Genomic DNA, 25,400 nt, shown 5'->3' with positions numbered 1-25,400 from the left:
CGTCGGGTGGGGGGCAGGATGAGGTTGCCGCGTTCGGGCGCCGGTTGGACGATCGCGGTCTTCGGGGTGCTGGCGGTGCTGCTCGGCGCGCTCGGACTGGTGTGGCCGGAGGCGCAGCTGCGGATGCTCGGCTTCGAGGTGCCGGCGACCCGGGCACCCGGCGACTACACCGGCACGTTCCTCACCGCGTCCTCGATGGCCTCGTTCAACATGGGCGTCTACTACCTGTTGGCGGTGGCGACCGAGTGGCGGGCGTTCTACCGGTTCACAGTGGTCTTCCGGCTGGTCACCTTCACCGTCTTCACGCTGACCGTGCTGGCCGACGTGGCACCGGACCGGTTCATCGGGGTGGCCCTGTGGGAGGGTGCGGGCGCGGTGGCGACGGCGCTCGGCCTACGCTGGGACGCCCGTCGATCCGCAGGTGGGGGCGGTAGCGCTCCCAATCCGACACCGTCCCAGGTCAGCGGCGTGTCCGGGGGCACGACGAGCCGGTCGGCTGCCGCCGGCCCGGCCGCCGCCGCCGGTACGGACCGCTGAGCGCCCCGGCGGAACGGGTATTTTCGAGCCGTGACCGAGACCCCGCCCGGCGCCCTCCGGCTGCCCAATGTGCCCGGTCTGACCGACTTGCAGGTCTTTGCCCGGGGTGGCTACGCCACCGTCTACCGGGCCACCCAGATCTCCGTCGGTCGGGAGGTCGCCGTCAAGGTGGAGAACCGCACCCTGGACAACGAACGCGACCAGGCCCGGTTCCTGCGGGAGGCGCGGGCGGCCGGACGGATGTCCTCGCACCCGCACGTGGTCGACCTCTTCGACGTCGGGGTGACGGTCGACCAGCACCCCTACCTGATCATGGAGTTGTGCGACGGGTCGTACGCCGAACGGATGCGGACCTCGCCGCTCGACGCGTCCGAGACCCGTGACCTCGGCATCAAGATCGCCGACGCGCTGGCCCACTCGCACGCGGCCGGGGTGCTGCACCGCGACGTCAAGCCGGCCAACATCCTGCACTCGCACTTCAACTCGGCGGTGCTCGCCGACTTCGGGCTGGCCGTGCTGGCCGAGGCGCGGGACGCCTCGGTCACCCTGGAGGTGCTCACCCCGGCCTACGCCCCGCCGGAGATGTTCAACCACAGCCCGCCGTCGCCGGCCGTCGACGTGTACGCCCTCTGCGCCACCCTCTACGCGGTGATGACCGGCCGCCCCCCGCGCTGGCAGTCCGAGCGCAACCCGAGCCTGGTCACCGTGCTGGAGCTGTTCCACCACCCGATCCCCGACCTGCCCGGGGTGCCCACCGAACTGGTCGACGTGCTGCGCGCCGGGATGTCCAACGACCCCGACGCCCGCCCCTCCGCCCTCGAACTGCGCGACCTGCTCACCGCGCTGCCCGTCGACCCGGCCCCCGCCCCGGTCAGCGGTGCCCCGGTCTCCGGCGGGCCGTCCGGGGGCACCGGCGGGCCGTACACCCTCGGGTGGACCACCAGCCAACCCGGACGGACCACCGGGCAGCCCGCCCCCCGCCCCCCGGCCCAGGACGACCACCCGACCGTGCCGCACGGCGCACGGCGGCGGCGGCGCTGGTTCTTCGGCGGCGCCGGGGTGCTCGCCCTGGCCGCCTCGGCGAGCGCCGGGGCGTGGGTCGCCGGTGGCGCGCCGCCGCTGGCCGGGCCGACCGCCGCCCCGTCGACCGTCGGCTCGTCCAGCCCGGCCGCCCGCTGGGGTGCCCTGCCCGGCTGCGCCGCCGACGGCACCGCCGCGGTCCTGCCGCCCGGCGCCCGGTGCGCCCCCGTGCTGGAGTGCTTCGGCCCCGTCCGGCTACGCGGCGACCGGGCCGAGGCCCCCCAGGTCTCCTGCGAGGGGCGGCACACCTGGGAGACGTACGTGGAGGGGCAGTTGCCGGCCGCGCTGGCCGCCGCCGGGCACGCCACGATCAGCGCCGACCCGACCGTCCGGTCGGTGTGCAACGCCCGGACGTTCCGGCTGACCAGCGGGATCGACTACGCCAACGGCTGGCGGCTCGAAGTGCTGCCACCCGGCGAGAAGGACTTCGACCGCACCTACCGCTGCCTCGCCGGGCGGGGCGTGAACGCCCTGGTCGCCCCCACCCTCACTGGTCGCTGACCTCGCGCATCCGCTGCAGCCGGTTCAACACCGCCGCGCTGTCCAGCGCGTCGAGGGTGTCGGCATCGAGGAACGAGCCCGGCTCCAACTGCCGCGGCGGGGGCGTCACGGCCGGTGTCTCCCGGTCGTCGCGTTCGCGCAGCGCGGCCAGCGCGGTGCCGGTCACCGTGGCGAAGAGGACACCGAGCAGCGCCAACCCCACCGTCACGATGCCGGCGGGATGCCGGAAGACCAGCACCACCACCACCGCGGCGGTCGCCAACGCCGCGACCACCGCCACGGTCCGCGCGTCCGGCCTCAGGAATCGGCTCACCCGACAAGCATGGCCTTTTCGGGCGTGCTGTCAAACCATCCGGCCCAGTGTGGTTGACCGTTCTGCCTAGAGTGACGAACGTCGAGGTGTCGTCTCGACTCGTCCCGTATCCCACCGGAAGGCATCTACATGCCACAAACCACCCGGTCACTGGCTGCTGCGGTCGTCGCCGGCCTGCTCCTCACCACGATGGCGGTCGTGCCGGCAGCCGCCGCGCCCGGCAGCCCGCACACCCGCCCCGCCGTGCCCGATCGGACCAGCCGTACCGAGGCCCGGCGCGTCGACAGCGTGCCCACCCCGAAGCTCGACTGGTACGCCTGCTACGGCTACGCCGAGTGCGCCACCGTCGCGCTGCCGCTGGACTACGACAAGCCGAAGGGCGCCACCACCGAGGTCGCCCTGCTCCGGGTGAAGGCCCGCGACCAGCAGGCCCGGATCGGCAGCCTCTTCCTCAACCCGGGCGGCCCGGGTGGCTCGGGCACCGACATCGCGCTGGCCGCGCCGTCCTTCCTCGGCGACGACCTGCTCGACCGGTTCGACATCATCGGTGTCGACCCGCGCGGCGTCGCCGCCAGCACCAACGTCCGGTGCTTCCCGTCGGTGAAGGAGCAGACCCGGGCGTACGCCGGTCTGAACGTCGCCTTCCCGTGGACGAAGGCCGAGGAGAAGGCGTACCTGAAGTCGGCGAAGGCGGTCGGCCAGGCGTGTTCGACCACCGGTCGGCCGTTGACCTCGGCGATGTCCACCGCCGAGGTGGCCCGGGACATGGACGTGCTACGCCGGGCGGTGGGCGACCAGAAGCTCAGTTACCTCGGTTTCAGCTACGGCACCGCGCTGGGCCAGTACTACGCGAACATGTTCCCGGACCGGGTCCGCGCGGTCGCCGTCGACGGGGTGCTCAACCCGGCCGCCTGGGTCGGTCAGGGTAAGGCGCGTGACCAGCTCCAGGAGTCCCGGCTGCGCAGCTCCGATGCCGCCTACCGGGCGTTGCGGGAGATCCTGGCCCGCTGCGCCGGGGCCGGCCCGCAGGCGTGCCCCCTCGCCGCCGCCGGTGACCCGGTCGCCTCCTACGACCTGGTGGCCAAGCGGCTGCGGCAGAAGCCCGTGGTGATCGACGACCCAGAGGCCGGCCCGTTCACCGTCAGCTACGCCGACTTCGTGGCTGCCAGCCTCAGCGCGCTCTACAGCCCCTACGGCTGGGAGCCGATCGTGGACAGCACCGCACTTCTGCTCACCCTCACCGACCCGCAGTCGGCGTCGCCGGCCCGACTCGCCGGGGCGCGCGCGGCGCTCGGCCGGATCGCCGCACAGGCCCGTGAGCAGCGACGGTTCGACTTCCCGTACGACAACGGGCTGGAGACCATGGGCGTCGACTGCACCGACGCCTACCACCCCGGGAAGCTCGCCGACTGGCCCGCGCTCAGTGCCCAGGAGGACAAGCGGGCACCCTACTTCGGGCGGCCCTGGTCCTGGATCACCGCGCTGTGTGCCCGGGACGCCTGGACGGTCCGCGACGCCGACGCCTGGACCGGGCCGTTCGACCGCCGGACCGCCGCACCGGTGCTGGTGGTGGGCAACTACTGGGACCCGGCCACCAGCTACCAGGGGGCGGTGACCTCGGCGCAGCTGCTGCCGAACAGCAGGCTGCTCAGCAGCGACAGTTGGGGCCACACCGCATACGGGACGTCGGCCTGTGTGACCGGGGCGATCGACGCGTACCTGCTGCGCGGGGCGCTGCCGGCCGAGGACACCGTCTGCGTCGGTGACGTGCAGCCGTTCGTCGGGGCGTCGGAGCCGGCCGGGCGGGCCGCCTCCGACAAGAACGCGCTGGCCGCCGCCGGGTTGCCGGCCCGGGGTGCGCCCAAGCGACTGCCGCCGGTGCTCGCGCCGCTGCCCCTGGCGGGTTCGCTGACCGTGCGGTGATCCGACTCCGGGGTACGACGGGCGCTCGGGTCGTCCGTCGTACCCCGGGCTTCTCTCTCCGTCTGGTCGGGTGGACGTCGCGGCGGTCGACCCGGCACCGCGATGCGGCGCGACGGAGATGGACGGGAGCCGCTACCCTCGGTGTCCCCCAGGCTGTCCGTCAGCGAGGTGCGCCGATGAACCACATCTCCGCCCGCCACCGGGTCCGATCGGTCACCACCACCCTGGCGGTGGCCCTGACCCTCACCCTGGCCGCCGCCGCCGGCTGCGAGAACCGCCGGGAACCGTCGCTGCCCTCGGTGCGCGACAAGCTGCGCGAGTCGCACATCGACGGTCAGCCGAAGATCAAGATCGGGGTGGCCACCACCGAGCCGCTGATGGGCGAGCTGCGCAACGGCGTGCACTCCGGCTTCGACGTGGAGATCGCCCGCTACGTCGCCTCCTACCTCGGCTACGAGGGTGACCAGCGCATCGAGTGGGTCTCGGTGACCACCGAGGACCGCATCCCCGCCCTCCAGGGTGGCGTGGTCGACCTGGTGGTCTCCAGCTTCTCCATCACCGAGGAGCGGGAGAAGCTGGTCAGCTTCGCCGGGCCGTACTTCGTCACCACCCAGGAGGTGATGGTGCCGACCCGGCTCAGGGACAAGATCCGCACCATCGAGGACCTCCGCGAACCGACCTACAAGGTGTGCACCAGCGGCGGCTCCACCACCGAGGCCGAGCTGGCCAAGCACGACGTCAAGGCGCTGGTGGTCAAGGAGGTCGGCGACTGCGTCAAGGGCATCCGGGAGGGCCGCTACGACGCGGTCAGCTCCGACGAGACGATCCTCGCCGGGTTCCTCTCCCTCTACCCGACCGAGTTCGAGATCGTCGACATGCCCTTCGGCACCAGCGAACTGCTCGGCATCGGGGTGCCGATCGGCGACCCCGCCCTGCGCGACCTGGTCGCCTTCGCCCTGCAGAAGAGCTACCTGCAGGGCCGCAACGGGATCAGTAGCCCGTGGATCACCGCCTACACCAGGTCCCTCGCACCGTATCTGAAAGCCGAGAAGGCTCAGCCCCAGCCGCTGAACGTGCCGGAACTGGTCGACTTCGACGACAAGGCGCCGACCCGGTGACCGCCCCGGCCGTACCGCAGGATCTGGGCGCCACCACCGTCGCCGTGCGCGACGGCTGGGACCCGGCGGTGGAACGGCGGGCGCGGGCCAGCCAGTCGTTCTGGACGGCCGTGGTCGGCGTGCCCGCCATCTTCTCCGTGCTGCGCCTCGGCGTCGAGGCGGGCGGCGAACTCCAGACCACGCTGCTGCTGGTGGCGAACGTCGGGCCGGTGAACCTGCTCGCCGGCTTCCTCACCACCGCCGCCCGGCTGCTCTCCACCGGCCTGGTCGCGGTCTTCGCCCTCGGCGCGGTGCTGCGGGTCAGCGTCGAACGGATGCCGCCGGCCGTGCGCCGCCCGCTCTTCGTCCGCTGGGCGGACCTCACCCCGGCCTGGTTCGTGCTGGCCAGCTTCCTCACCGCCCTGGTCACCTGGCAACTGCTCTACCTGCCGTTGCTGCTGCCGGCGTTCGTCGCCGCCTTCCAGCTCACCCCGGCCCGCCTGCACGAGCACGTGGTGCCCCGGACGCTGATCGTGGTGGCGCTGCTCGGCGGCTACGGGTGGCTGCTCGCCCCCACCCTGGTCGACGCGTGGCAGCAACGGGAACTGCTCGTCCTGGCGCTGCTCGTCGCCCCGCCGCTGCTCGCCCTCGCGGTGACCGGCCCGCTGCCCGGGGCGGTCATCCGGCCGCTCGCGTCGGTCACCGAGGCGGCCGTGCTGGCCATGCTGGTCTGGGCGGCGCTGCCGGTGATCACCACCCCGGTGCTGCCGCTCACCGTGACCACGGTGGAGTCGAGCCCCGGCGTCACCGAGGACGTCCGGGGGCACGTGGTCACCGTGGACGACGTCAACATGGTGCTGCTCCAGGAACGCGGCGGCGTCCGGTACGTGCCGGTGGACGACGTCCGCGCCCAGGTGCTCTGCCCCAGCGAGGAGGAGCTGCCCCGGCACCGGCTGCGCATCCGCGACTACCACGTCGAGGACTCGCTGCTGGAGGGGCTGGGCCGGCGGGTGCGCCCGGTGCACCGTACCGACGCGGCCTGCCGCGCCGTGCACTGACCGGGCGCTGCGGCGGGTGACCGTCCCGGGGGGTCAGTAGGACTTCTCCTGGCCCAGCACGTGCTGGGCGACGAAGTTGAGGATCATCTCCCGGCTGACCGGGGCGATCCGACCGGCCCGCACCGCGCCGAGCAGCGTCGCCACGCCGTACTCGGTGGTCATGCCGGCCCCGCCGAGGGCCTGCACGGCGGTGTCCACGGCCAGCGCGGCGGCCTCCCCGGCCGCGTACTTGGCCATGTTGCCGCAGACGCCGGCCTCCAGGTCGCGGCCCGCGTCGTACAGGGTGGCCGCCTTGTGGATCATCAGTCGGGCGAGTTCCACCTGCACCGCCGCGTGCGCCAACGGATGCGCCACACCCTGGTGCGCGCCGATGCTCCGCCCACCCCAGACCTTGCGGGTGGCGGTGTAGTCGGTGGCCCGCTCGATGGCGTACCGGCCGGTGCCGACGCCCATCGCGGCGACCGTGATCCGCTCCGGGTTCAGCCCGGCGAACAACGCCGGCAGGCCGGCGTCCAGCGACCCGCCGACCAGCGCGTCGGCGGGCAGCCGGACGTCGTCCAGGTAGAGCAGGAACTGGTTCTCCGGGGAGACGATCTCCATGTCCAGCCTGGACCGGGTCAACCCGGCCGCGTCGGTCGGCACCAGGAACAGCGCAGGCTTGAGCTTCCCGGTCGCCGCGTCCTCGGTACGGGCCACCACCAGCACATACCGCGCCTCGTCCACGCCGGAGATGTAGCACTTGCGGCCGGAGAGCAGCCAGTCGTCGCCGTCGCGGCGGGCCACCGTGCCGAGCCGGTGGAAGTTCGACCCGGCCTCCGGCTCGGTGATCGCGAAGACCACCTTCAGCGAGCCGTCGGCGAACCCGGGCAGGAAACGCTTGCGCTGCTCCTCGGTGCCGTGCCGGTTGATCACCGTGGCGGCGATGGCCGGCGACACCACCAGCAGCAGCAGCGGGCAACCGGCGGCGGCCAGCTCCTCGCAGACGATGGCCAGCTCGGTGAGGCCGCCACCGCCGCCGCCGTACTCGGTGGGGACGTTGACGCCCAGGTAGCCGAGCCGACCGGCCTCGTCCCACAGTTCGGTGGTGTGCCCACCGGATTTCGCCTTCTCGACGAAGTAGGAGTGGCCGTACCGGCGGCCCAACGCGCGGACGGCGTCGCGGAGCTGATCCTGCTCGGGGGTGAGGTCGAAGTTCATCGGGGGGCCTCCTCGGGGTTGACCACGGCCAGCACCGCGCCCGTCTCGACCTGTCCACCGGCGGGCACCGGCAGGTCGGCGACCACGCCGTCGGTCGGGGCGAGCACGGGATGTTCCAGCTTCATCGCCTCCAGGGTCAGCAGCAGGTCACCGGCGGCGACCCGCTGACCGGCCCCGACGTGCACCCGGGTCACCGTGCCGGGCAGCGGCGCGAGCAGCGACCCGACCGCGAGCGCCGCGCGGGGCAGCGGGAACCGGGGCAGCTCGGTCAGCTCCGTCGCCCCGTCCGGGCCGTCCACGAAGACCGCCGACCCCGCCCGGTGTACGCGGAACACCCGCCGCACCCCGGCCACGTCGAGCAGCACCCGGTCGGGTGCCGCCGTCACCAGCTCCACCACCGGCGGGGCGTCCGGTGCGGCGGTAGCCGTCGGGTCGGCGACGGTCGGGTCGGTGGACCAGTCGGCGAGCGCGCCGGACCGGTCCAGCCGGTAGCGCACCTCGATCTCGTCCCCGGTCGTCGTGGCGTACCGGACGACCTGGGGGACGGCCGGCACGTTGCGCCAGCCCGAGGGGAGACCGGCGAGCACCGGGGCGGCGGCCCGACGTGCGGCGGCCCCGGCGAGCGCGGCGGCCAGCGCGGCCACCGGCAGCCGGTCGGCCGGCAGCAGCGGCGCGAAGACCCCGGGGTGTGCGTCCAGGAACCCGGTGTCCACCTGCGCCGCGCCGAACTCCGCGCTGCGCAGCACCCGGACCAGCAGGTCCCGGTTGGTGGCCACCCCGTGCAGCTCGGCGCGGGCCAGCGCCCCGGCGAGCGACCGGGCCGCCTCGGCCCGGGTCGGCGCCCAGGCGACCAGCTTGGCGAGCATCGAGTCGTAGTGCACGCTCACCGTCGACCCGGTGTCCACCCCCGAGTCGAGCCGCAGGCCCCGGGTCGGGGTGAACTCGCCCGCCACCCCGGGCACCGCGAACCGGTGCAGCGTGCCGGTCGCCGGCCGGAACCCCTGCGTCGGGTCCTCCGCGCACAGCCGCACCTCGATCGCGTGGCCGTCGGCCGGTGGGGTCGCCGGCACTGGCAACGCGCCACCCTCGGCGACCAGCAGTTGCAGCCGGACCAGGTCCAGCCCGGTGACCGCCTCGGTGACCGGGTGCTCCACCTGGAGCCGGGTGTTCATCTCCAGGAAGAAGAACTCGCCGGTCGGGGCGAGCAGGAACTCCACGGTCCCCGCCCCGACGTAGTCGACCGCCCGCCCGGCGGCGACCGCCGCCGCGTGCAGCCGCTCCCGCACCCCGTCGGGCAGCACCGCCGGGGCCTCCTCGACGATCTTCTGGTGCCGCCGCTGGATCGAGCAGTCCCGCTCGCCGAGGGCCACGACCGTACCGTGGGTGTCGCCGAAGATCTGCACCTCGACGTGCCGGCCACGTTCGACGTACCGTTCGACGAAGACCGTGCCGTCGCCGAACGCGGCGGCGGCCTCGCGGCGCGCCGAGTCGACGGCCGCCGGCAGGTCGGCCGGGTCGCGGACGATCCGCATTCCCCGGCCGCCGCCCCCGGCGGACGCCTTGACCAGCACCGGGAAGTCGGTGACCGCGTCGCCGTCGGTCCAGGTGGGCAGCATCGGCACGCCTGCGCCGGCCAGCAGCTCCTTCGCGGCGATCTTGTCGCCCATCGCGGCGATCGCCCCGGCCGGCGGACCGACCCAGGTCAGGCCCGCGTCGGTCACCGCCGCCGCGAACCCGGCATGCTCGGCGAGGAAGCCGTAACCCGGGTGGACGGCGTCCGCGCCGGTGCGCCGGGCCGCGTCCAGGATCGACCCGATCCGCAGGTACGTCTCGACAGGCGTGTTCCCCGGCAGCCGGACCGCCTCGTCGGCCTCGGCCACGTACGGCGCGTCGGCGTCCGCGTCGGAGTGCACGGCGACCGTCGCGACGCCCAGCACCCGGCAGGTGGCGAAGACCCGCCGGGCGATCTCCCCCCGGTTGGCCACCAAGAGCTTCTGAATCACGAGCGCCGATCCCACCTTTCGTTCGCGACTGCGGGACTCCGCTGCGCTGCGTTCCTCGCGCTCACGGTGCCTGCCTTTCGTTCGCGACTGCGGGACTCCGCTGCGCTGCGTTCCTCGCGCTCACGGGATCACATCCGGAAGACGCCGAAGCCGTCGGCGCCCTTCACCGGTGCGTTGTGGATCGCCGACAGGCAGAGCCCGAGGACGGTACGGGTGTCCCGGGGGTCGATCACCCCGTCGTCGTAGAGCCGGCCGGACAGGAACAGCGCCCCCGACTGCGACTCGATCTGCTGCTCGACCATCATCCGCATCGCCGCGTCGGAATCCTCGTCGTAGTCCCGGCCCCGGGCGGCGGCGGCCTGCCGGGCGACGATCGACAGCACCCCGGCCAACTGCGCCGGACCCATCACCGCCGACTTCGCGTTCGGCCAGGTGAACAGGAACCTCGGCTCGTACGCCCGGCCGCACATGCCGTAGTTGCCGGCCCCGTACGAGGCCCCCAGGTTGACCGTCAGGTGCGGCACCGTCGAGTTCGCCACCGCGTTGATCATCAGCGCGCCGTGCTTGATGATGCCGCGCTGCTCGTACTCGGTGCCGACCATGTAGCCGGTGGTGTTCTGGAGGAAGACCAGCGGGGTGTCGGCGGCGTTGGCGAGCTGGATGAACTGGGCCGCCTTCTGCGCCTCCGCGCTGAACAGCACCCCCCGCGCGTTCGCCAGCACCCCCACCGGGTAGCCGTGCAGCTCGCCCCAGCCGGTGACCAGCGCGGTGCCGTACGCCGGCTTGAACTCGTCGAACTCGCTGCCGTCGAGCACCCGGGCCAGCACCTCACGCGGGTCGAACGGCACCTTCAGGTCGGCGCTGACGATGCCCAGCAGCTCCTCCGGGTCGTGCAGGGGTGGTCGCGGGGCCGGGTCGCGCGGCGGTGGACCCTGCTTGCGCCAGTTGAACCGGCGTACGCACCGCCGGGCCAGCCGGATGCCGTCCCGCTCGTCCTCGGCGAGCTGGTCGGCGAGGCCGGACGTGCCGGCGTGCATCGCCGCGCCGCCGAGCGACTCGTCGTCGGTGACCTCGCCGGTGGCCATCCTCACCAGCGGCGGCCCGGCCAGGTAGACCTGCGACCGGTCCCGGATCATGATCACGTGGTCGGACATCCCCGGCACGTACGCGCCACCGGCGGTGGCGTTGCCGAAGACGACGCTGACCGTGGGGATGCCGGCGGCGGAGAGCCGGGTCAGGTCACGGAACACCCGGCCGCCCGGAATGAAGATCTCCGCCTGGGTGGGCAGGTCCGCCCCGGCGCTCTCCACCAGGTTGACCATCGGCAGCCGGTTCGCCAGGGCGATCTCGCCGGCCCGCCGGGTCTTCGCCAGTGACCACGGGTTCACCGCGCCGCCGCGTACCGTCGGATCGTTGGCGACCACCAGGCACTCGACGCCCTCGACCACCCCGATGCCGGTGACCACGCTCGCCCCGACCGGGAAGTCGGTGCCGTACGCGGCGATCGGTGACAACTCCAGGAACGGGCTGTCCCGGTCCAGCAGCAGCTCGATCCGCTCCCGGGGCAGCAGCTTGCCGCGCCCGTGGTGTCGGGCCACGTACTTCTCGCCGCCGCCGGCCCGCGCCAGGTCGAGCGCGGCGTCCAGCTCGGCCAGCCGCTCCCGCAGCGCCTCCCGGTTGGCCACGAAGGCCGGCGCGGCCGGGTCGACCGCACTCTCCAGCGTCGTCATAGGCCCAGGCCCTTCGCGATGATCTCGTTCATGATCTCGGTGGTGCCGCCGCCGATGCCGAGGATGCGGGCGTCCCGGTAGTGCCGCTCCACCTCGGCGTCGCGCAGGTAGCCGAAGCCGCCGTGCAGTTGCAGCGCGGCGTCGACCACCTGGTCGCAGGCGGCCACCGCGACGTTCTTCGCCATCGCCACCTCGGTCACCACCGGCTCGCCCGCCGCCACCCGGGCGGCCACCTGGTGCACGTACGCGCGGGCCGCCTCGGCGCGGGTGTGCATCTCGGCCAGCCGGTGCCGGACCAGTTGCCGGCTGGCCAGCGGACGGCCGAACGTGGACCGGTCCCGGCACCAGCGGGTCGACAGCTCCACGCAGCGCTGCGCGATCGCGTACGCCTGGGCGGCCAGGGAGAGCCGTTCGGCGGCGAAGCCCTGCATGATCGCCAGGAAGCCGGTGTCCTCCTCGCCGATCCGGTTGCCCACCGGCACCCGCACGTCCACGAAGGACAGCTCGGCGGTGTCCGAGCAGTGCCAGCCGAGCTTGTCCAGCTTCCGGCCGACGGTGAACCCGGGGGTGCCCTTGTCGATCACCAGCAGGTGCAGCGACCCGCTGCCGGGGAAGTCGCCGCAGACCGCGGTGGTGACGAAGTCGGCGCGTACCCCGCTGGTCACGTACGTCTTCGACCCGTTGACGAGGTAGTGGTCGCCGTCGCGGCGGGCGGTGGTGCGGATCGCGGCGACGTCGGAGCCGGCGTCCGGTTCGGTGATCGCCAGCGCGCCGATCAGCTCGCCTGCCAGCGTCGGCCGGACGTACCTGGTGACCAGCGGGTCGTCGGCGGCGGACGGGCGGGCGGCGAGCCGGCCACCGAGCGTGCCGCCGGTGCGCCCGCCGGCCGCCGCGACGATGTGCGGCAGCGCGATTCCGTGCGTGAACAGCGCCGCGACCAGCCCGGACGAGCCGCCGGAGCGGATGATCTCCTCGGTGACCACGATCGAGTCGAGGAGGTCGCCGCCGCTGCCGCCGACCGACTCGGGGAAGCCGACGCCGAGCAGGCCGAGCTTCGCGGCGGTGACGTGCAGCGCGCGGGGGACCTCGCCGGCCCGTTCCCAGTCGGCCAGGTGCGGCAGCACCTCCCGGGTCACGAAGGCCCGGGTCAACTCCCGCAACTGCCGCCGCTCCGGGGTGTCCACGATGGTCACCGGTCCGCCTCCCCGGCTGCGGGCGGTCCGGCGGGCAGGTCGACGATGCGGGAGCGGAGCAGTTCGCCGAGCGCCTTGGCCTGCGGGTCGAACCGGGTGGAGGCGGCCACCCCCGGCCCGAGCAGGCCCCGGATCACGAAGTTGATCGCCCGCAGGTTCGGCAGCTCGTACCGCTCGACGGTCGACGCGGCCGTCTCCGGCAGCAGCCCGGCCAGCCGGTCGACGGTCAGCCACCCGCGCAGCCACTCCCAGGTCGCGTCCGTGCGCGCCCAGACGCCGAGGTTGGCGTCGCCGCCCTTGTCGCCCGACCGTGCCCCGACCAGCTCACCCAACGGCCCCCGCCGGGTCGGCCCGGCCAGCTCACCCAGCGGCCCCCGCCGGGTCGGCCCGGCCACCGGGGTCGGGCCCGCCGTGCCGGGCGTCGGCCCGGCCACGGCCGGTGCCACGGTCTCTGGCGGGGGGACCGGCAGCCGGGTGCCGTCCGGCAGGACGGCCACGTGCGGCACGTCGGCCTGCGGCACCGCGTCGGCGGTGAAGACCCCGTACGGGGTGGCGTCGCCAGGCAGGGTGGTCAGGGTGCACCCGGGATAGGAGGCGAGGGCCAGTTCCACCGCCGCCGCCGAGAACGCCCGCCCGGCCCGCGCCCGGTCACCGTCACGCAGGTGTACGTGCAGCAGCGCGCTCGCCGTCTCGGTGTCGACCGCGTCGACGTGGTCGGTACGGGCCAGCGTGAACTCCAGCCCTTCCGTGCCGACCGCCGCCTCGATCTGCCCCCGGACCAGGGCGGCCTTGGCCGGGACGTCCAATCCGCAGAGTACGAACGTCATCGCGTTGCGGAAACCGCCCAGGTTGTTGACGCCCACCTTGAGGGTGGCCGGCGGTGGGGTGCCCCGGACCCCGTCCACCCGGACCCGGTCCGGCCCGTCGGCGCGCAGCCGTACCGTGTCCAGCCGGGTCACCACGTCCGGGCCGAGGTAGTCGGGGCCGCCCACCTCGTACACCAGTTGGGCGGTGACCGTCTCGACGGTGACCGCGCCGCCGGTGCCGGGGTGCTTGGTGAGCACCGACGAGCCGTCCGGGTGGATCTCGGCGATCGGGAAGCCGGGCCGGTGCCCGCCGTCGGGCAGCTCGGTGAAAAAGCTGAAGTTGCCCCCGGTGACCTGTGCCCCGCACTCGATCAGGTGCCCGGCGACGGTCGCCCCGGCCAGCGCGTCCAGGTCGTCGCGCCCCCAGCCGAACCGGGCGACAGCCGGCCCGACCGCCAGCGAGGCGTCGGTGACCCGGCCGGTCACCACGATGTCCGCCCCGGCGTCGAGGCAGGCGGCGATGCCGAACGCGCCGAGGTAGGCGTTGGCGGTGAGCGCGTCCGGCCGGGCCAGGGCGTCACCCTCGACGTGGGCGACCCGGACGGCGAGGCCGAGCCGGTCGGCGAGCGCGCCGATCGCGGCGGCCAGCCCGGCCGGGTTCAGCCCGCCCGCGTTGGTGACGATCCGTACCCCCCGGTCGAGGGCGGTGCCGAGACACCCTTCGAGCTGGCGGAGAAAGGTCTTCGCATAGCCGAGGTCGGGGTCGCGCAGCCGGTCCCGGCCGAGGATCAGCATGGTCAGCTCGGCCAGGTAGTCGCCGGTCAGCACGTCCAGCTCACCGCCGTCGAGCATCTCCCGCCAGGCGGTGGACCGGTCGCCGTAGAAGCCGGAGGCGTTGCCGACCCGCAGCACCCCGGTCACCGGGTGGCCGTCCCGGCCGTGTTCGCGCGGATCGTCCGGCCGGGGGCCGGATGCGGCCACGCCCCGGCGGGCGGCGCGTCGGGCTGGTCGGACCCGTCGGTCGGGTGGACGGGCGGTGCGGTCGGGTCGACCATGGTGCCTCCGGGCGGGTGGGCCGGTGAGTACGGGTCAGGTCGGGTCGGCGTCGTGGGGCTGATCCGGTGCCGTCCCGGGGGCGAGCAGGGTGGCGAGCTGGTGTTTCCAGGTGCGCAGCAGCGCGGTGCGCCGGGCCGAGTCGTCGTTGAGCAGGTTGGCCACGCCGAGCCCGCGCAGCAGGTCGAGGGTGGCCTGCACGGCCTCGCGGACGCCGGGGCGGCGCTCGTCCACGTCGAGCAGCGCCACGGTGAGCCGGTGCATCTCCCGACCGACCCGCGCCTCCAGCGGCACCAGCGCGTCGCGCAGCTCCGGGTCGGTGCGGGCGGCCACCCACAGCTCCAGCGCGGCGACGAAGAGCGGCCCGGTGAAGGCGACGCCGAGCAGGTCGACCACCCGATCGAGGCGTTGCGGCCCGACCGGCAGCGCCTCGGCCTCGACGCGTAGCTCCTCGGCGCGTCGCTCGGCGAGGTGGGCGACGGCGGCGGTGACCAGGGCCGCCTTGGTGGGGTAGTGGTGCAGTTGGGCGCCCCGGGAGACACCGGCGTGGGCGGCGACCACGGTCGTGGTGGTGCCCGACCAGCCGTACCGCACCAGGCAGTCGACAGTCGCCTCCAGCAGCCGGGCCTGGGTGGCGCGGCTGCGTTCCTGCTGCGGGACGCGGGTCGACGGGGTGGACACGGGAACAGCGTGCCGTTGCCGAAACAAACAGTCAAGCCTGACTTTTTTCGGCTGTGAGGTGACCCCGGCCGGTGCCGCTGGTCCGGTGCCGGCGGCCCCGGTCCGGTCCGGACACCGGTCAGCGGTCGTCGCGCGGGGCGAAGGCGGTGAGCGCGTCGAGGTCACTGTGCCGGGAGCGCAGGTACTCGTCCGCCCAGGCGGCGGCGTCCGGATAGGCCGATTCGGCGGCGACCCGCGCACAGGCCGCGTCGACGTCGAACCCCGCACGGCGCAGCTGCACCCCCGGACCGAGCAGCGCCCAGTACGCCCCCGGCCCGCCGTACGGCATGCCCACACTGCCCGGATTGACCACCAGCCGGCGGTCGACCAGCCGGGTGAACGGCATGTGGGTGTGCCCGCAGACCACGGTGCGCACCTGCGCGGGCAGCCCGGCGAACACCTCGGCCCAGCGGGCCGGCCGGGAGTCGACGAGCACCACCTCCTCGTCGTCGCGGGGCGTGGCGTGGCAGAAGAGCACCGGGCCGAGGCCGGCGACCGGAAGGGTGAGCGTCAGCGGCAGCGCGGCCAGCAGGGCCACCTGGTCGACCCGGAGCTGGTCGGCCGCCCAGTTCGAGACGTCGTGCTCCGACGGCCGGCCGGCGCGGGCCTGCACCAGCTCCCGGTCGGCGTTGCCGCGCACCCAGCGGACCCGGTCACCCAGCCCGGTCAGCAGGTCCAGCACCTCGACCGGCTGCGGGCCGGCCGCCACGTCACCGGTGACCACGACCAGGTCGGCGGCGACCACCTCCGGCTCGGCCAGCACCGCCTCCAGCGGGGGCAACGCGCCGTGGACGTCGGAGACAACCGCTACCCGTTCCAGCACCGGTCCAGGTCGCGCCCGGCGGAGCGGGTTGTCGAGCGATTCTGCGCCGGGCAGAGCGGACCATCGCCGACCGGGGCAGGTGGAACCGGGCGGCCGGAATGCCGACGAGCCAGGGCCGCCGGTGGAGGCGGCCCTGGCTCGGGGTGTGTACGCGGTGCCGGTCAGACCCGGGCGCGGCGGGCGAGACGCTCCGGGTCGAGGATGATGATGCTCTTGCCGTCCAGCCGCAGCCAGCCCCGCGAGGCGAAGTCGGCGAGCGCCTTGTTGACCGTCTCCCGGGAGGCGCCCACGAGCTGGGCGATCTCCTCCTGGGTCAGGTCGTGGGTCACCCGCAGCACGCCGCCGTCGCGGGTGCCGAACCGGCCGGCCATCTGGAGCAGGTTCTTGGCGACCCGGCCCGGCACGTCGGTGAAGATCAGGTCGGCCAGCGAGTCGTTCGTCCGGCGCAGCCTACGGGCGAGCACCCGCAGCAGCTGCTCGGCGATCTCGGGCCGGTTGTTCAGCCAGGGCCGCAGCGCCTGCTTGCGCAGCCGGACCAGCCGGGTGTCGGTGACCGCGGTGGCGGTGGCCGTACGCGGGCCGGGGTCGAAGAGCGACAGCTCACCGACCATGTCCGACGGGCCCATCACCGCGATCAGGTTCTGCCGGCCGTCGGCTGCCCGCCGCCCGACCTTGATCTTGCCTGACAGGAGGATGTAGAGACTGTCGCCGGGCTCGCCCTCGTTGAACACGATCTCGCCCTTACGGACGTCGATCGTCTCCATCTCCTTGGCGAGCGCCTCGGCAGCCTCCGGGTCGACACCCTGGAAGATCCCGCTGCGGGCCAGTACCTCGTCCATCGCGCACCTCCGGTTGCGCGTTGCCGTCCCTCGGCCGGGTCCGCCGTCCGCTGATCCCTCGCGCGCCGCCAAGTCTAGGCGCATGTGAGGACGAATCAGAGCTGCACCCCTGGAATCTTGATCGTTGGGCGTAACCTCGCCGACGCGGTCGGGCACTATGATCGTCCGCCCGAACCACCTGGTCACCGGGGTCAGCCACCGCCGGTCGTAGGGTGTCCGGGTGCTGAGCGACCCGGTGCTGACCCACCGCCCCGAGGACGGGTGGGACATTCCGGTGCTCGTGTGGCGGGCCGGTGCCCCGCTGCGGGCGGTCAGCTCCGGCCCGCTCGGTGGCGGCGTCGGCCCGCGCAACTGGGTGGTCAACGCGACCGTGCCGATGTCGTACCACCGGGACGACCCGGCGGCCCACCTGGCCGCGCTCGCCCGCCGCTTCGACCTCGACGGGCCCGGGGTCGGCCTGCTCACCGGCGTCGACGTCGCCGAGGTGGTGACCCGGACCGACACCGGGGTCCGGGCCTGGGCCACCGTCGGCCTCGGCACCCCCCTGTGGGCCGCCGCACCCGACCGCGCCCACGCCCCGGCGCAACGGGTGGGCACGGTCAACATCGTGGTGTACGTGCCGACGGCGCTCGGCGACGCGGCACTGGTGAACGCCGTCGCCACCGCCACCGAGGCGAAGTGCCAGGCGATCGGGGAACTCGGCCTGCCGGGCACCGGCACACCCACCGACGCGGTCACCGTGCTCTGCCCGACGGGCGACCCGGCCGAGCCTTACGGCGGACCCCGGTCGACCTGGGGCGCGCCGCTCGCCCGCGCCGTCCACGCGGCCGTGCGGGACGGCGGCGCGGTGCCCTGCGTCCCGTGGTCGCAGCGGCGGACGGGCTGAACTTCCGTCCGATCGGCCCGTCGTCGGTCGATTGGTCACCCGGTAGCGTCGCGGGCGATGTACTCTGCCGCCTTCCTCCAGCCCCGTCCCCGCCGCCGTGTCGCGCTCGCCTGCGGCGCGCTGCTCACCGTGCTCCTCGCCGGCTGCGGCCAGTCGTCCGACAGCCCGGACCCGGTCTGGCGGCCGGGCGGCGGCGGTGGCACCACCGGTTCCCCGGTGCCGACCACCGGGGCCACCGGCAGGACCGAGGCGATCACCCTGTCGGCGACCGGGGACATCGTCATGGGGATGGCCCCGTCCCGGCTGCCCGCCAACGGCGGCAAGGGCTTCTTCGACGAGGTCAAGGGCGCGCTCAAGGCCGACCTGGTGATGGGCAACCTGGAGGAACCGCTCACCACCGACACCGGCACCGGCAAGTGCGGCGCGAACTCCAGCAACTGCTACCAGTTCCGGGTGCCGCCGGAGTACGCCGGCCACCTCGCCGACGCCGGGTTCCAACTGCTCAACCAGGCCAACAACCACGGCTACGACTTCGGCCCGCAGGGCTACGAGAACACCCAGCAGGCGCTGGAGAAGCACGGCCTCAAGCACACCGGCGCGCCCGACCAGATCACCGTGGTGGAGGTCGAGGGGGTGAAGGTCGCGGTGGCCGGCTTCTCGTCGTACCCGTGGTCCAACAGCCTGGTCGACATCGACGCCGCCAAGGGGGTCGTCGAGAAGGCCACCACGATGGCCGACCTGGTCGTGGTGCAGGTGCACATGGGCGGCGAGGGGTCGGACAAGACCCGGGTCCGCCCCGGCACCGAGATGTTCCTCGGCGAGAACCGGGGCGACCCGGTGAAGTTCTCCCACGCCATGATCGACGCAGGGGCCGACCTGATCGTCGGGCACGGCCCGCACGTGCTGCGCGGGATGGAGTTCTACCAGGGCCGGCTGATCGCGTACAGCCTGGGCAACTTCGCCGGGGGTGCCCGGTCGCTCAACCCGACCGGCCGGCTCGGCTGGGGCGGGGTGCTGAAGGTGTCGCTCAAGCCCGACGGCAGTTTCGCCGGTGGCTCGTTCACCTCCACCCGGATGAGTTCGGTGGGCAAGCCGGGGATGGACCCTGCCGGTCAGGGGCTCGGCCTGGTCAAGCAGCTCAGCACCAACGACTTCCCGCGTACCGCCGCCCGGTTCGACGGCAAGGGGAAGATCAGCCCGCCCGACGCCGGCTGACCGGGGGCGTGGTCCGGCGGCCCGTCGGGGCGGCGACGTAGGCTGGCCGGCGTGACCATCAGCTCTCCCGGCCGGGTCGAGACGGAACTCGGCCGTACCCGGCGCGCCCGGCGGATCGGCCGGGCGCTGACCGAGGCGCACCCGGACGCCCACTGCGAACTCGACCACACCACCGCGTTGGAGCTGGCCGTCGCCACGATCCTCTCCGCGCAGTGCACCGACAAGAAGGTCAACGAGGTCACCCCGAAGCTGTTCGCCCGCTACCCGACGGCGGCCGACTACGCCGGGGCCGACCGGGGTGAGCTGGAGGAGTTGATCCGGCCGACCGGGTTCTACCGCAACAAGACCGACTCGCTGATCAAGCTCGGGCAGGCCCTGACCGAGCGGTACGACGGCCGGGTCCCCGGCCGGCTGACCGACCTGGTGACGCTGCCCGGGATCGGCCGCAAGACGGCCAACGTCATCCTGGGCAACGCCTTCGACGTCCCGGGGATCACCGTCGACACCCACTTCCAGCGGCTGGTGCAGCGGTGGGGGCTGACCATCCAGACCGATCCGGTCAAGATCGAACATGAGATCGGGGCGATGTTCCCGAAGCGGGAGTGGACCATGCTCTCCCACCGGATCATCTTCCACGGCCGACGGGTCTGCCACGCCCGCAAGCCCGCCTGCGGGGCGTGCACCCTGACCCGGCTCTGCCCGTCGTACGGGCTCGGGCCGACCGAGCCGGCCGCCGCCGCCAAACTGCTCAAGGGCCCCCGCGCCCGGGACCTCGCGGTCGCCGCCGGGGTCGACCCGGAGCTGGTGCCGGCGCAGGCCGCCGCCGCGGAGGCACCGTGAAACCCCGGCTCGCCGCGCTGCTCGTCCCGGTGCTGCTGGCACTCGCCGGCTGCACCGCCACCACCGGCGGGGAGGGCCCCGCCGCCGGCCCCACCCGCGCTGCCCGCCCGTCGCCGTTCGCCGACTGCGCCACCCTCACCACCGCGCCCGGCTCCACCCCCGCGCCGACCGGCTCCGCCGCCGCCGGCAGCCCGCTGCCCGAACTGGTGCTCTCCTGCTTCACCGGCGGAGCCCCGGTGAAGCTGCGCGACATCCACGGCCCGGCCGTCATCAACGTGTGGGCCTCCTGGTGCCCGCCCTGCCGCAAGGAACTGCCGGCCTTCCAGCGGCTCAGCGTCCGCGCCGCCGGCCAGCTCCAGGTGATCGGGGTGAACAGCCGGGACAGCCGGGACGGCGCACAGGCCATCGGCGAGGACTTCGGCATCCGCTTCCCGGTCCTGTTCGACCAGGGCGAGGCCCTGCAACGGGAACTGCGCCGCACGGCGGTGCCGCTGACCCTGCTGGTGGACGCGCAGGGGCGGATCAGGCACACCGACACCTCCGGCGCGCTCGACGACGCCCGCCTCGCCGACCTCGTCCGCCGGCACCTCGGCCTGGTGGTGCCCGCGTGAGGCCGACCGCCGGTGCCGGGTCGACCCGATGAACCGCCGTCCACCGTCCTGGTTCGATCCGCTGCTGGGCCGGCTCGGCACCGCCCGGGCCGAGGACTTCACCCGGCTGACCACCCCCGAGCAGGGCGGCCGGGAGAGCGCGGTGCTGGTGCTGCTCGGCGAGGAACCCGGCGTCGGCCCCGACGTGCTGGTCCTGCAGCGGGCCGCCACCCTGCGCAACCACGCCGGCCAGCCGGCCTTCCCCGGCGGCGCGGCCGACCCGGGGGACGCCGACGCGCGGGCCACCGCGCTGCGCGAGGCCAACGAGGAGGTCGACCTCGACCCGGCCAGCGTGACCGTCCTCGCCGAACTGCCGAGGCTCTGGATCCCGGTCAGCGAGTTCGTGGTCACCCCGGTGCTCGCCTGGTGGCACAGCCCGCACCCGGTGCACCCCCGGGAACCGGCCGAGGTGGCGCACGTCGCCCGGCTGCCCGTCGCCGAACTGGTCGACCCGGCCAACCGGATGCTGGTCCGCCACCCCAGCGGCTGGACCGGCCCGGCGTTCTCCGTCCGGGGGATGCTGGTCTGGGGCTTCACCGCCGGGGTGCTCGCCGCGCTGCTGGAGATGGCCGGGTGGACCCGCCCGTGGCCCCGGTCACGGGTGGTCGAACTACCGCCGACCGGCGCCACCCCGGCCCCCTCCGCCGGCACCGACCGGGCCGACGAACTGGCCGGCCCGCTGACCTGACCATTACGTTCCGCAGCCGCGACGCCGCACCGGTGTCCGGTGCACGTACCCTTGACCGGTGTCGGCCGTGGATCTCGTCCTGCTCCTGCTCATGCTCGTGTTCGCGATCAGCGGATACCGTCAGGGCTTCGTCATCGGGGCGCTGTCGTTCTCCGGGTTCTTCCTGGGCGCGCTCATCGGCCTCCAGCTCGGGCCGATGCTGGCCCGCCAGTTCATCGACAGCGGGACGCGGGTGCTGGTCAGCCTGGTCGCCGTCTTCGGGCTCGCCGTCCTCGGCCAGGCGCTGGCCGGCTGGCTCGGCTCCCACCTGCGCCGCACGATCACCAACGACGTCGCCAAGCGGGCCGACGACATCGGCGGCGCGTTCGTCTCGATCCTCGCGGTGATGCTGGTGGCCTGGCTGGTCGCCGTGCCGCTGGGTTCCTCGTCGCTGCCCTGGCTGGCCGCCTCGGTCAAGAACAGCGCGTTGCTGACCGTGGTGGACCGGGTCCTGCCCGACCAGGCCCAGGAGCTGTCCACGGCGCTGCGCGACACCGTCGACACCAACGGCTTCCCCGACGTCTTCAACGGGCTGGGGCGTACCTCGGCCCGGCAGGTCGCCCCGCCGGACCCGGCGCTGGCCGGCTCGCAGGTGGTGGCGAACAGCCAGCGGGCGGTGGTGAAGGTGCTCGGGTCCGCGCCGAGCTGCTCGCGCCGGATCGAGGGGTCCGGCTTCGTCTACGCCGACGACCGGGTGATGACCAACGCGCACGTCGTCGCCGGCACCCGCTCCGTCGCCGTCGAGCTGCGCGGCGAACGGTACGACGGCGTGGTCGTCGTCTACGACCCGGACCGCGACCTCGCCGTGCTGCACGTGCCAGGGCTGCCCGGTCCGTCCCTGCGCTTCGCCGCCGGGCAGGCCGGCAGCGGCGCGGACGCGATCGTGCTGGGCTTCCCGCTCGACGGCCCGTACGACGCCCGTCCGGCCCGCATCCGCGACGTCGACCGGATCGAGGGCCCGGACATCTACAACGCCAGCAAGGTCAACCGGGAGATCTACACCATCCGGGCGCTGGTCCGCAGCGGGAACTCCGGCGGGCCGCTGGTCTCCTCCAACGGGCTGGTGCTCGGGGTGATCTTCGCGGCGGCGGCGGACGACCCGAACACCGGCTTCGCGGTGACCGCCGAGGAGGCCCGGCCGGTGGCGCTCGCGGGCGCGGAGCGTACCCGGGGCGTGGGCACCGGCGACTGCACCTGAGCCCCCGGACGTGCCCCGACCGGCCGGGGCCGGGGCGCCGTCTCCCCGGCGCGGCGGGGTCAGCCGCCGGCCGGCGCGGTGGCCGGGGCGTCACCGCCGGCCGGGGTGAGGCCGGGCAGCTTGGCCCGACCCCAGGTCAACGACCTGTCGAGCACCGCCCGCGCCATGATCGCCACGCAGGTGCCGCCGTTGACGAAGGACGCCACCACGTCGCTCGGGTGGTGCATCCCCCGGTACATCCGGGTCAGCGCCACCCCGACCGGGACCAGCACCAGCAGCGTCCACCAGGTGACCTTGCCGGCGGTGCTGCGGGCCCGCAGCGCCAACAGCAGCGCGACACCGACATAGAGGGCGACCGCCGCCGAGGTGTGACCGGACGGGAAACTCGACGTCGGCGGGGACACGTCCATGTGCTCCACCGCCGGCCGACGCCTGTCGATCGCCATCGTGGTGAGCAGGAAGACCAGCGCCTGGGCGGACACCGCCGCACACAGGAACAGCGGCTCCCGCCAGCGGTGCAGCACCAGCCGCAGCACCAGCGCCACCAGCACGGTGACCACCACGATCAACTGGGTGCTGGCCAGCGTGCTGAACACCAGCGAGACGTTGTTCCACCCGGCCGTCCGGTCGGCCGCCAGTTCGCGGTTGACCGCGTCCTCCACGGTGAACGGCCAGACGTCGTCGAGGACCCGGGTCACCAGCAGCCCGAGCAGGACCATGAACGAGAGCAGCAGGGTCACCGGAAGGAGCACCCGCTTGGCGACCTGCGCAGCGATGGCGGACATGGCCGCCCAGTACCCGCAGCGCAGGACCGCTACGCGTGCGGGTCGGTCTGCTCCGGCGCCACCCCGTCGACCATGGCCCGGCCACCCGGCAACCCGACCCGCTCCCGCCAGGTGCGGAACGCCGCCGCGGTGGCCGCCACCACCGCCACCCCCAGCAGGCAGCCGGCGAGCACGTCGCTGGCCCAGTGCACGCCCAGCGCCACCCGGCTCAGGCAGGTCACCCCGACCAGCAGCACGGCCACCGTCCACAGCGCCACCCGCGTCGCCGGACGGCCCCGGGCGAACGGCAGGAACACCAGCAGCAGCACCCCCGCCGCGAGGGTCGCGTTCAGCGCGTGCCCGGACGGGAAGGAGTACCCGGCGGCCCGCGCCACCGGATCGAGCAGCTCCGGGCGGTCCCGGCCGACGAGCAGCTTCAGCACCGCCCCCAGCGCCCCGCCGACGACCATCGTGGTGACCACCCAGAGCGCCAGCCGGCGGGCCCCGCGACGCCACAGCCACACCACCACGACCAGCGCGGCCACCCGCAGCGGCCCCGGCGAGGCCAGGTGCGTCCACACCTTCATCACCCGCACCCACAGCGGATGGTCGGCGGCGAACCGGTGCAGGGCGTCGGTGACCGCGGTGTCCAGGTCGTGCAGCGGCGGCCAGGCACCGACCACCAGCACCGCCAGCAGCGAGAACGGCACCAGCACCAGGAACGCCGCCACCGACGCCAGGGTCAACCGCAACCCGAGCGAACGGTCCCGGTCCAGACGACGGTCCCGCCAGGACCGGCCCGACGGGGATACGGAGGTACGCCGACCGGAGGCACTCATGCGACCTGCTCTACCCACCCGGACCCTCGATCAGGCCCGGTTCAGCGGCCCCGCAGCCGGAACCGGCGGACCATCATCGCGAACCCGGTGACCAGGGCCGCCACGACGGCGACACCCGTCCACAGCCGACGGGGGGCGTCCTCGTCGGCGCCACCGGCCGGCTGTGCCGTCCACCGGGTCTGCTGGCGGGGCGCGGTGAACCCGAGCGGGTCGCTGCCGGTGCCACCATCGCGGGCGTCCTCGGCGGAGCCGGGGGCCGGCCCGAACCCGACCACCCCGGGGGAGTCGTTGTCGTCCAGCGGGTTGTAGCCGATCAGCGGCACGTCGGCGGTGAGCGCGGCCACCGGGTCGACCAGACCGTACCCGAAACGGTCGTCCCGGCCGACGGGCCCGATGTCCTTCGCGGTGCTCAGCAGCCGGTTCACCACGTCCCCGGCGGACATGTCCGGGTAGCGGGCGCGGACCAGGGCGGCGGTCGCCGTCACCAGCGGCGCGGCGAAGCTGGTGCCCTGCACGCCCCAGTAGTTGCTCGGCGGGCGGGCCCCGACCAGGCCGGTCGCCGGTGCGGTCAACGTGGTGGCGTGACCGGTGATCGAACCGGACCAGAGGTTCTCGCTGTCGCGTTCCAGACCGGCCACCGCGATCACGCCCGGCTCCCGGGCCGGGTACCAGACCTTCGAGGTGGTGGACGTGGCGACGTTGCCGGTGCAGGCCACCACCACCACGTCCCGGGCGAACGCGTAGTCCAGCGCGGCGGCCAGGGCCGGGCTGTCGCCGCTGCCGCCCAGGGACAGGTTGATCACCCGGGCGCCGTTGTCGACCGCCCAGCGCACCCCCTTGGCGACGATCATCGCGTCGTCGTACCGGTTCTCGTCGTCGAGCACCCGCACGGGCAGGATGCGCGCGTCCGGTGCGAGCCCGACCACGCCCCGCCGGTCGTCGCCCCGCCCGGCGATCAGGCTGGCCACCGTCGTGCCGTGCCCCACCGGGTCCGGCTCCGCACCGCCGCCGGGGGAGACCAGGTCCATGCCGGGCAGCACCTGGCCGACCAGGTCGGGATGGTTGCCGTCCACCCCGGAGTCGATCACCGCCACCGTGACGCCACGCCCGGTCGAGGTACGCCAGGCGGTGGCCGCGTTCAACTCGTCGAGCTGGAACTGGTCGTCGCGGACCCGGTCGGCACGCGCCTGGGCCGGGGCGAAGTCGGGCTCGGCCAGCGGACTGCCGGCCCGCGTCCCAACCAGGGTGGACGACGACGGGGGCGCGGCGGGGGCGGGAGACGGGGCCGTGCCGAGCACGGTGACGGTGGTCGCCGCGACACCGAGCAGCGCCCGCCCGGCGAACCGGTGCAGCGCCGTCGGAGAGCCCTGCCGAACCCTGGTCACATCGTCAGCCATTCGTCACGTGG

Annotated in this window: 23 protein-coding genes; 11 read left to right on the top strand and 12 right to left on the bottom strand. The window is 74.0% G+C overall.

Going from position 1 to position 25,400, the window contains the following annotated elements:
* Positions 1-18: 18 nt before the first annotated feature.
* Positions 19-537: a hypothetical protein gene (locus ACN261_RS07090; protein WP_421484500.1), complete on the top strand. Its 519-nt coding sequence runs from the start codon at positions 19-21 to the stop codon at positions 535-537.
* A 30-nt stretch (positions 538-567) separates the two neighbouring features.
* Complete coding sequence (locus ACN261_RS07085) at positions 568-2,118, top strand: serine/threonine-protein kinase (protein WP_421484499.1); 1,551 nt, start codon at positions 568-570, stop codon at positions 2,116-2,118.
* Here the strand turns inward: ACN261_RS07085 and ACN261_RS07080 are convergent.
* Positions 2,105-2,431 carry a hypothetical protein gene (locus ACN261_RS07080; protein WP_421484498.1) on the bottom strand — a complete coding sequence of 109 codons (327 nt, stop codon included), beginning with the start codon at positions 2,429-2,431 and terminating at the stop codon, positions 2,105-2,107. The genes ACN261_RS07085 and ACN261_RS07080 overlap by 14 nt on opposite strands.
* A 129-nt stretch (positions 2,432-2,560) precedes the next feature.
* Between ACN261_RS07080 and ACN261_RS07075 the strand changes: the two genes are divergently transcribed.
* The 3 genes from ACN261_RS07075 to ACN261_RS07065 all read left to right on the top strand — a co-directional run bounded on the left by ACN261_RS07075 (position 2,561) and on the right by ACN261_RS07065 (position 6,509).
* Complete coding sequence (locus ACN261_RS07075; protein ID WP_425849044.1) at positions 2,561-4,354, top strand: alpha/beta hydrolase; 1,794 nt, start codon at positions 2,561-2,563, stop codon at positions 4,352-4,354.
* Between the two features lie 176 nt (positions 4,355-4,530).
* On the top strand, positions 4,531-5,472 hold the full coding sequence (locus ACN261_RS07070; RefSeq protein WP_204927054.1) for a transporter substrate-binding domain-containing protein: 942 nt from the start codon (positions 4,531-4,533) through the stop codon (positions 5,470-5,472).
* Positions 5,469-6,509, top strand: coding sequence for a hypothetical protein (locus ACN261_RS07065; protein ID WP_425849042.1), 1,041 nt, complete (start codon positions 5,469-5,471; stop codon positions 6,507-6,509). The genes ACN261_RS07070 and ACN261_RS07065 overlap by 4 nt, the downstream gene beginning before the upstream one ends.
* Before the next feature lie 33 nt (positions 6,510-6,542).
* On the opposite strand, the gene ACN261_RS07060 is transcribed toward ACN261_RS07065, so the two are convergent.
* From ACN261_RS07060 to ACN261_RS07025, 8 genes are all read right to left on the bottom strand, one after another.
* On the bottom strand, positions 6,543-7,706 hold the full coding sequence (locus ACN261_RS07060; protein WP_421484496.1) for an acyl-CoA dehydrogenase family protein: 1,164 nt from the start codon (positions 7,704-7,706) through the stop codon (positions 6,543-6,545).
* On the bottom strand, positions 7,703-9,709 hold the full coding sequence (locus tag ACN261_RS07055; protein WP_425849039.1) for a biotin carboxylase N-terminal domain-containing protein: 2,007 nt from the start codon (positions 9,707-9,709) through the stop codon (positions 7,703-7,705). Before ACN261_RS07055 ends, ACN261_RS07060 begins: the two co-directional genes overlap by 4 nt.
* Positions 9,710-9,837: 128 nt before the next feature.
* Positions 9,838-11,439 (bottom strand): acyl-CoA carboxylase subunit beta, encoded by a 1,602-nt coding sequence (locus ACN261_RS07050; RefSeq protein ID WP_425849038.1) that lies wholly within the window; start codon positions 11,437-11,439, stop codon positions 9,838-9,840.
* Entirely contained in the window at positions 11,436-12,632 is a 1,197-nt protein-coding gene (locus tag ACN261_RS07045; RefSeq protein ID WP_421484493.1) for an acyl-CoA dehydrogenase family protein, read from the bottom strand. The genes ACN261_RS07050 and ACN261_RS07045 overlap by 4 nt, the downstream gene beginning before the upstream one ends.
* Positions 12,629-14,359: an acyclic terpene utilization AtuA family protein gene (locus ACN261_RS07040; RefSeq protein WP_425853569.1), complete on the bottom strand. Its 1,731-nt coding sequence runs from the start codon at positions 14,357-14,359 to the stop codon at positions 12,629-12,631. Before ACN261_RS07040 ends, ACN261_RS07045 begins: the two co-directional genes overlap by 4 nt.
* Before the next feature lie 168 nt (positions 14,360-14,527).
* Complete coding sequence (locus tag ACN261_RS07035; RefSeq protein ID WP_421484490.1) at positions 14,528-15,172, bottom strand: TetR/AcrR family transcriptional regulator; 645 nt, start codon at positions 15,170-15,172, stop codon at positions 14,528-14,530.
* Between the two features lie 118 nt (positions 15,173-15,290).
* Positions 15,291-16,034, bottom strand: a complete 744-nt coding sequence (locus tag ACN261_RS07030; protein WP_425849034.1) for a metallophosphoesterase family protein — start codon at positions 16,032-16,034, stop codon at positions 15,291-15,293.
* Between the two features lie 161 nt (positions 16,035-16,195).
* Entirely contained in the window at positions 16,196-16,873 is a 678-nt protein-coding gene (locus tag ACN261_RS07025; protein ID WP_067306583.1) for a Crp/Fnr family transcriptional regulator, read from the bottom strand.
* 220 nt (positions 16,874-17,093) lie between these two features.
* Here ACN261_RS07025 and ACN261_RS07020 point away from each other — a divergent pair, with 220 nt between their 5' ends.
* Genes ACN261_RS07020 through ACN261_RS06995 form a run of 6 tightly spaced genes read left to right on the top strand, consistent with a single transcriptional unit; the run spans position 17,094 to position 22,389 of the window.
* Entirely contained in the window at positions 17,094-17,759 is a 666-nt protein-coding gene (locus tag ACN261_RS07020) for an adenosylcobinamide amidohydrolase (RefSeq protein WP_425849031.1), read from the top strand.
* Positions 17,760-17,816: 57 nt separating this feature from the next.
* Positions 17,817-18,974, top strand: coding sequence for a CapA family protein (locus tag ACN261_RS07015; protein ID WP_421484487.1), 1,158 nt, complete (start codon positions 17,817-17,819; stop codon positions 18,972-18,974).
* 51 nt (positions 18,975-19,025) lie between these two features.
* Positions 19,026-19,814, top strand: coding sequence for an endonuclease III (gene nth, locus ACN261_RS07010; RefSeq protein WP_204927064.1), 789 nt, complete (start codon positions 19,026-19,028; stop codon positions 19,812-19,814).
* Positions 19,811-20,425 carry a TlpA family protein disulfide reductase gene (locus ACN261_RS07005; RefSeq protein WP_363790833.1) on the top strand — a complete coding sequence of 205 codons (615 nt, stop codon included), beginning with the start codon at positions 19,811-19,813 and terminating at the stop codon, positions 20,423-20,425. Before nth ends, ACN261_RS07005 begins: the two co-directional genes overlap by 4 nt.
* 28 nt (positions 20,426-20,453) lie before the next feature.
* Positions 20,454-21,152, top strand: coding sequence for an NUDIX hydrolase (locus ACN261_RS07000; RefSeq protein WP_425849028.1), 699 nt, complete (start codon positions 20,454-20,456; stop codon positions 21,150-21,152).
* A gap of 58 nt (positions 21,153-21,210) precedes the next feature.
* The gene (locus tag ACN261_RS06995; protein ID WP_088643850.1) at positions 21,211-22,389 is read left to right on the top strand and encodes a MarP family serine protease; all 1,179 of its coding nucleotides are present in this window, start codon (positions 21,211-21,213) and stop codon (positions 22,387-22,389) included.
* Between the two features lie 59 nt (positions 22,390-22,448).
* Here the strand turns inward: ACN261_RS06995 and ACN261_RS06990 are convergent, their stop codons facing one another.
* Genes ACN261_RS06990 through mycP form a run of 3 tightly spaced genes read right to left on the bottom strand, consistent with a single transcriptional unit; the run spans position 22,449 to position 25,389 of the window.
* On the bottom strand, positions 22,449-23,174 hold the full coding sequence (locus ACN261_RS06990) for a phosphatase PAP2 family protein (RefSeq protein WP_425849025.1): 726 nt from the start codon (positions 23,172-23,174) through the stop codon (positions 22,449-22,451).
* 29 nt (positions 23,175-23,203) lie between these two features.
* Entirely contained in the window at positions 23,204-23,992 is a 789-nt protein-coding gene (locus ACN261_RS06985) for a phosphatase PAP2 family protein (protein WP_421484483.1), read from the bottom strand.
* Positions 23,993-24,033: 41 nt separating this feature from the next.
* Positions 24,034-25,389 carry a type VII secretion-associated serine protease mycosin gene (gene mycP, locus ACN261_RS06980; RefSeq protein ID WP_421484482.1) on the bottom strand — a complete coding sequence of 452 codons (1,356 nt, stop codon included), beginning with the start codon at positions 25,387-25,389 and terminating at the stop codon, positions 24,034-24,036.
* Between the last annotated feature and the right edge of the window lie 11 nt (positions 25,390-25,400).

It is taken from the genome of Micromonospora sp. WMMD723 (genome assembly GCF_049863385.1).
GTDB classification, from domain to species: Bacteria; Actinomycetota; Actinomycetes; order Mycobacteriales; family Micromonosporaceae; genus Micromonospora; species Micromonospora wenchangensis.
The sequence above is the reverse complement of the archived record's forward strand: the minus strand, read 5'-3'. Positions and strand labels throughout refer to the sequence as shown.

What these genes read in the sequence shown, in the direction of transcription:
- ACN261_RS07090 (WP_421484500.1), top strand. Translation starts at nt 19, where the DNA reads ATGAGGTTGCCGCGTTCGGGCGCCGGTTGGACGATCGCGGTCTTCGGG.
- ACN261_RS07075 (WP_425849044.1), top strand. Translation starts at nt 2,561, where the DNA reads ATGCCACAAACCACCCGGTCACTGGCTGCTGCGGTCGTCGCCGGCCTG.
- ACN261_RS07070 (WP_204927054.1), top strand. Translation starts at nt 4,531, where the DNA reads ATGAACCACATCTCCGCCCGCCACCGGGTCCGATCGGTCACCACCACC.
- ACN261_RS07060 (WP_421484496.1), bottom strand. Translation starts at nt 7,706, where the DNA reads ATGAACTTCGACCTCACCCCCGAGCAGGATCAGCTCCGCGACGCCGTC.
- ACN261_RS07050 (WP_425849038.1), bottom strand. Translation starts at nt 11,439, where the DNA reads ATGACGACGCTGGAGAGTGCGGTCGACCCGGCCGCGCCGGCCTTCGTG.
- ACN261_RS07025 (WP_067306583.1), bottom strand. Translation starts at nt 16,873, where the DNA reads ATGGACGAGGTACTGGCCCGCAGCGGGATCTTCCAGGGTGTCGACCCG.
- ACN261_RS07015 (WP_421484487.1), top strand. Translation starts at nt 17,817, where the DNA reads ATGTACTCTGCCGCCTTCCTCCAGCCCCGTCCCCGCCGCCGTGTCGCG.
- ACN261_RS07000 (WP_425849028.1), top strand. Translation starts at nt 20,454, where the DNA reads ATGAACCGCCGTCCACCGTCCTGGTTCGATCCGCTGCTGGGCCGGCTC.
- ACN261_RS06990 (WP_425849025.1), bottom strand. Translation starts at nt 23,174, where the DNA reads ATGTCCGCCATCGCTGCGCAGGTCGCCAAGCGGGTGCTCCTTCCGGTG.
- ACN261_RS06985 (WP_421484483.1), bottom strand. Translation starts at nt 23,992, where the DNA reads ATGAGTGCCTCCGGTCGGCGTACCTCCGTATCCCCGTCGGGCCGGTCC.
- mycP (WP_421484482.1), bottom strand. Translation starts at nt 25,389, where the DNA reads ATGGCTGACGATGTGACCAGGGTTCGGCAGGGCTCTCCGACGGCGCTG.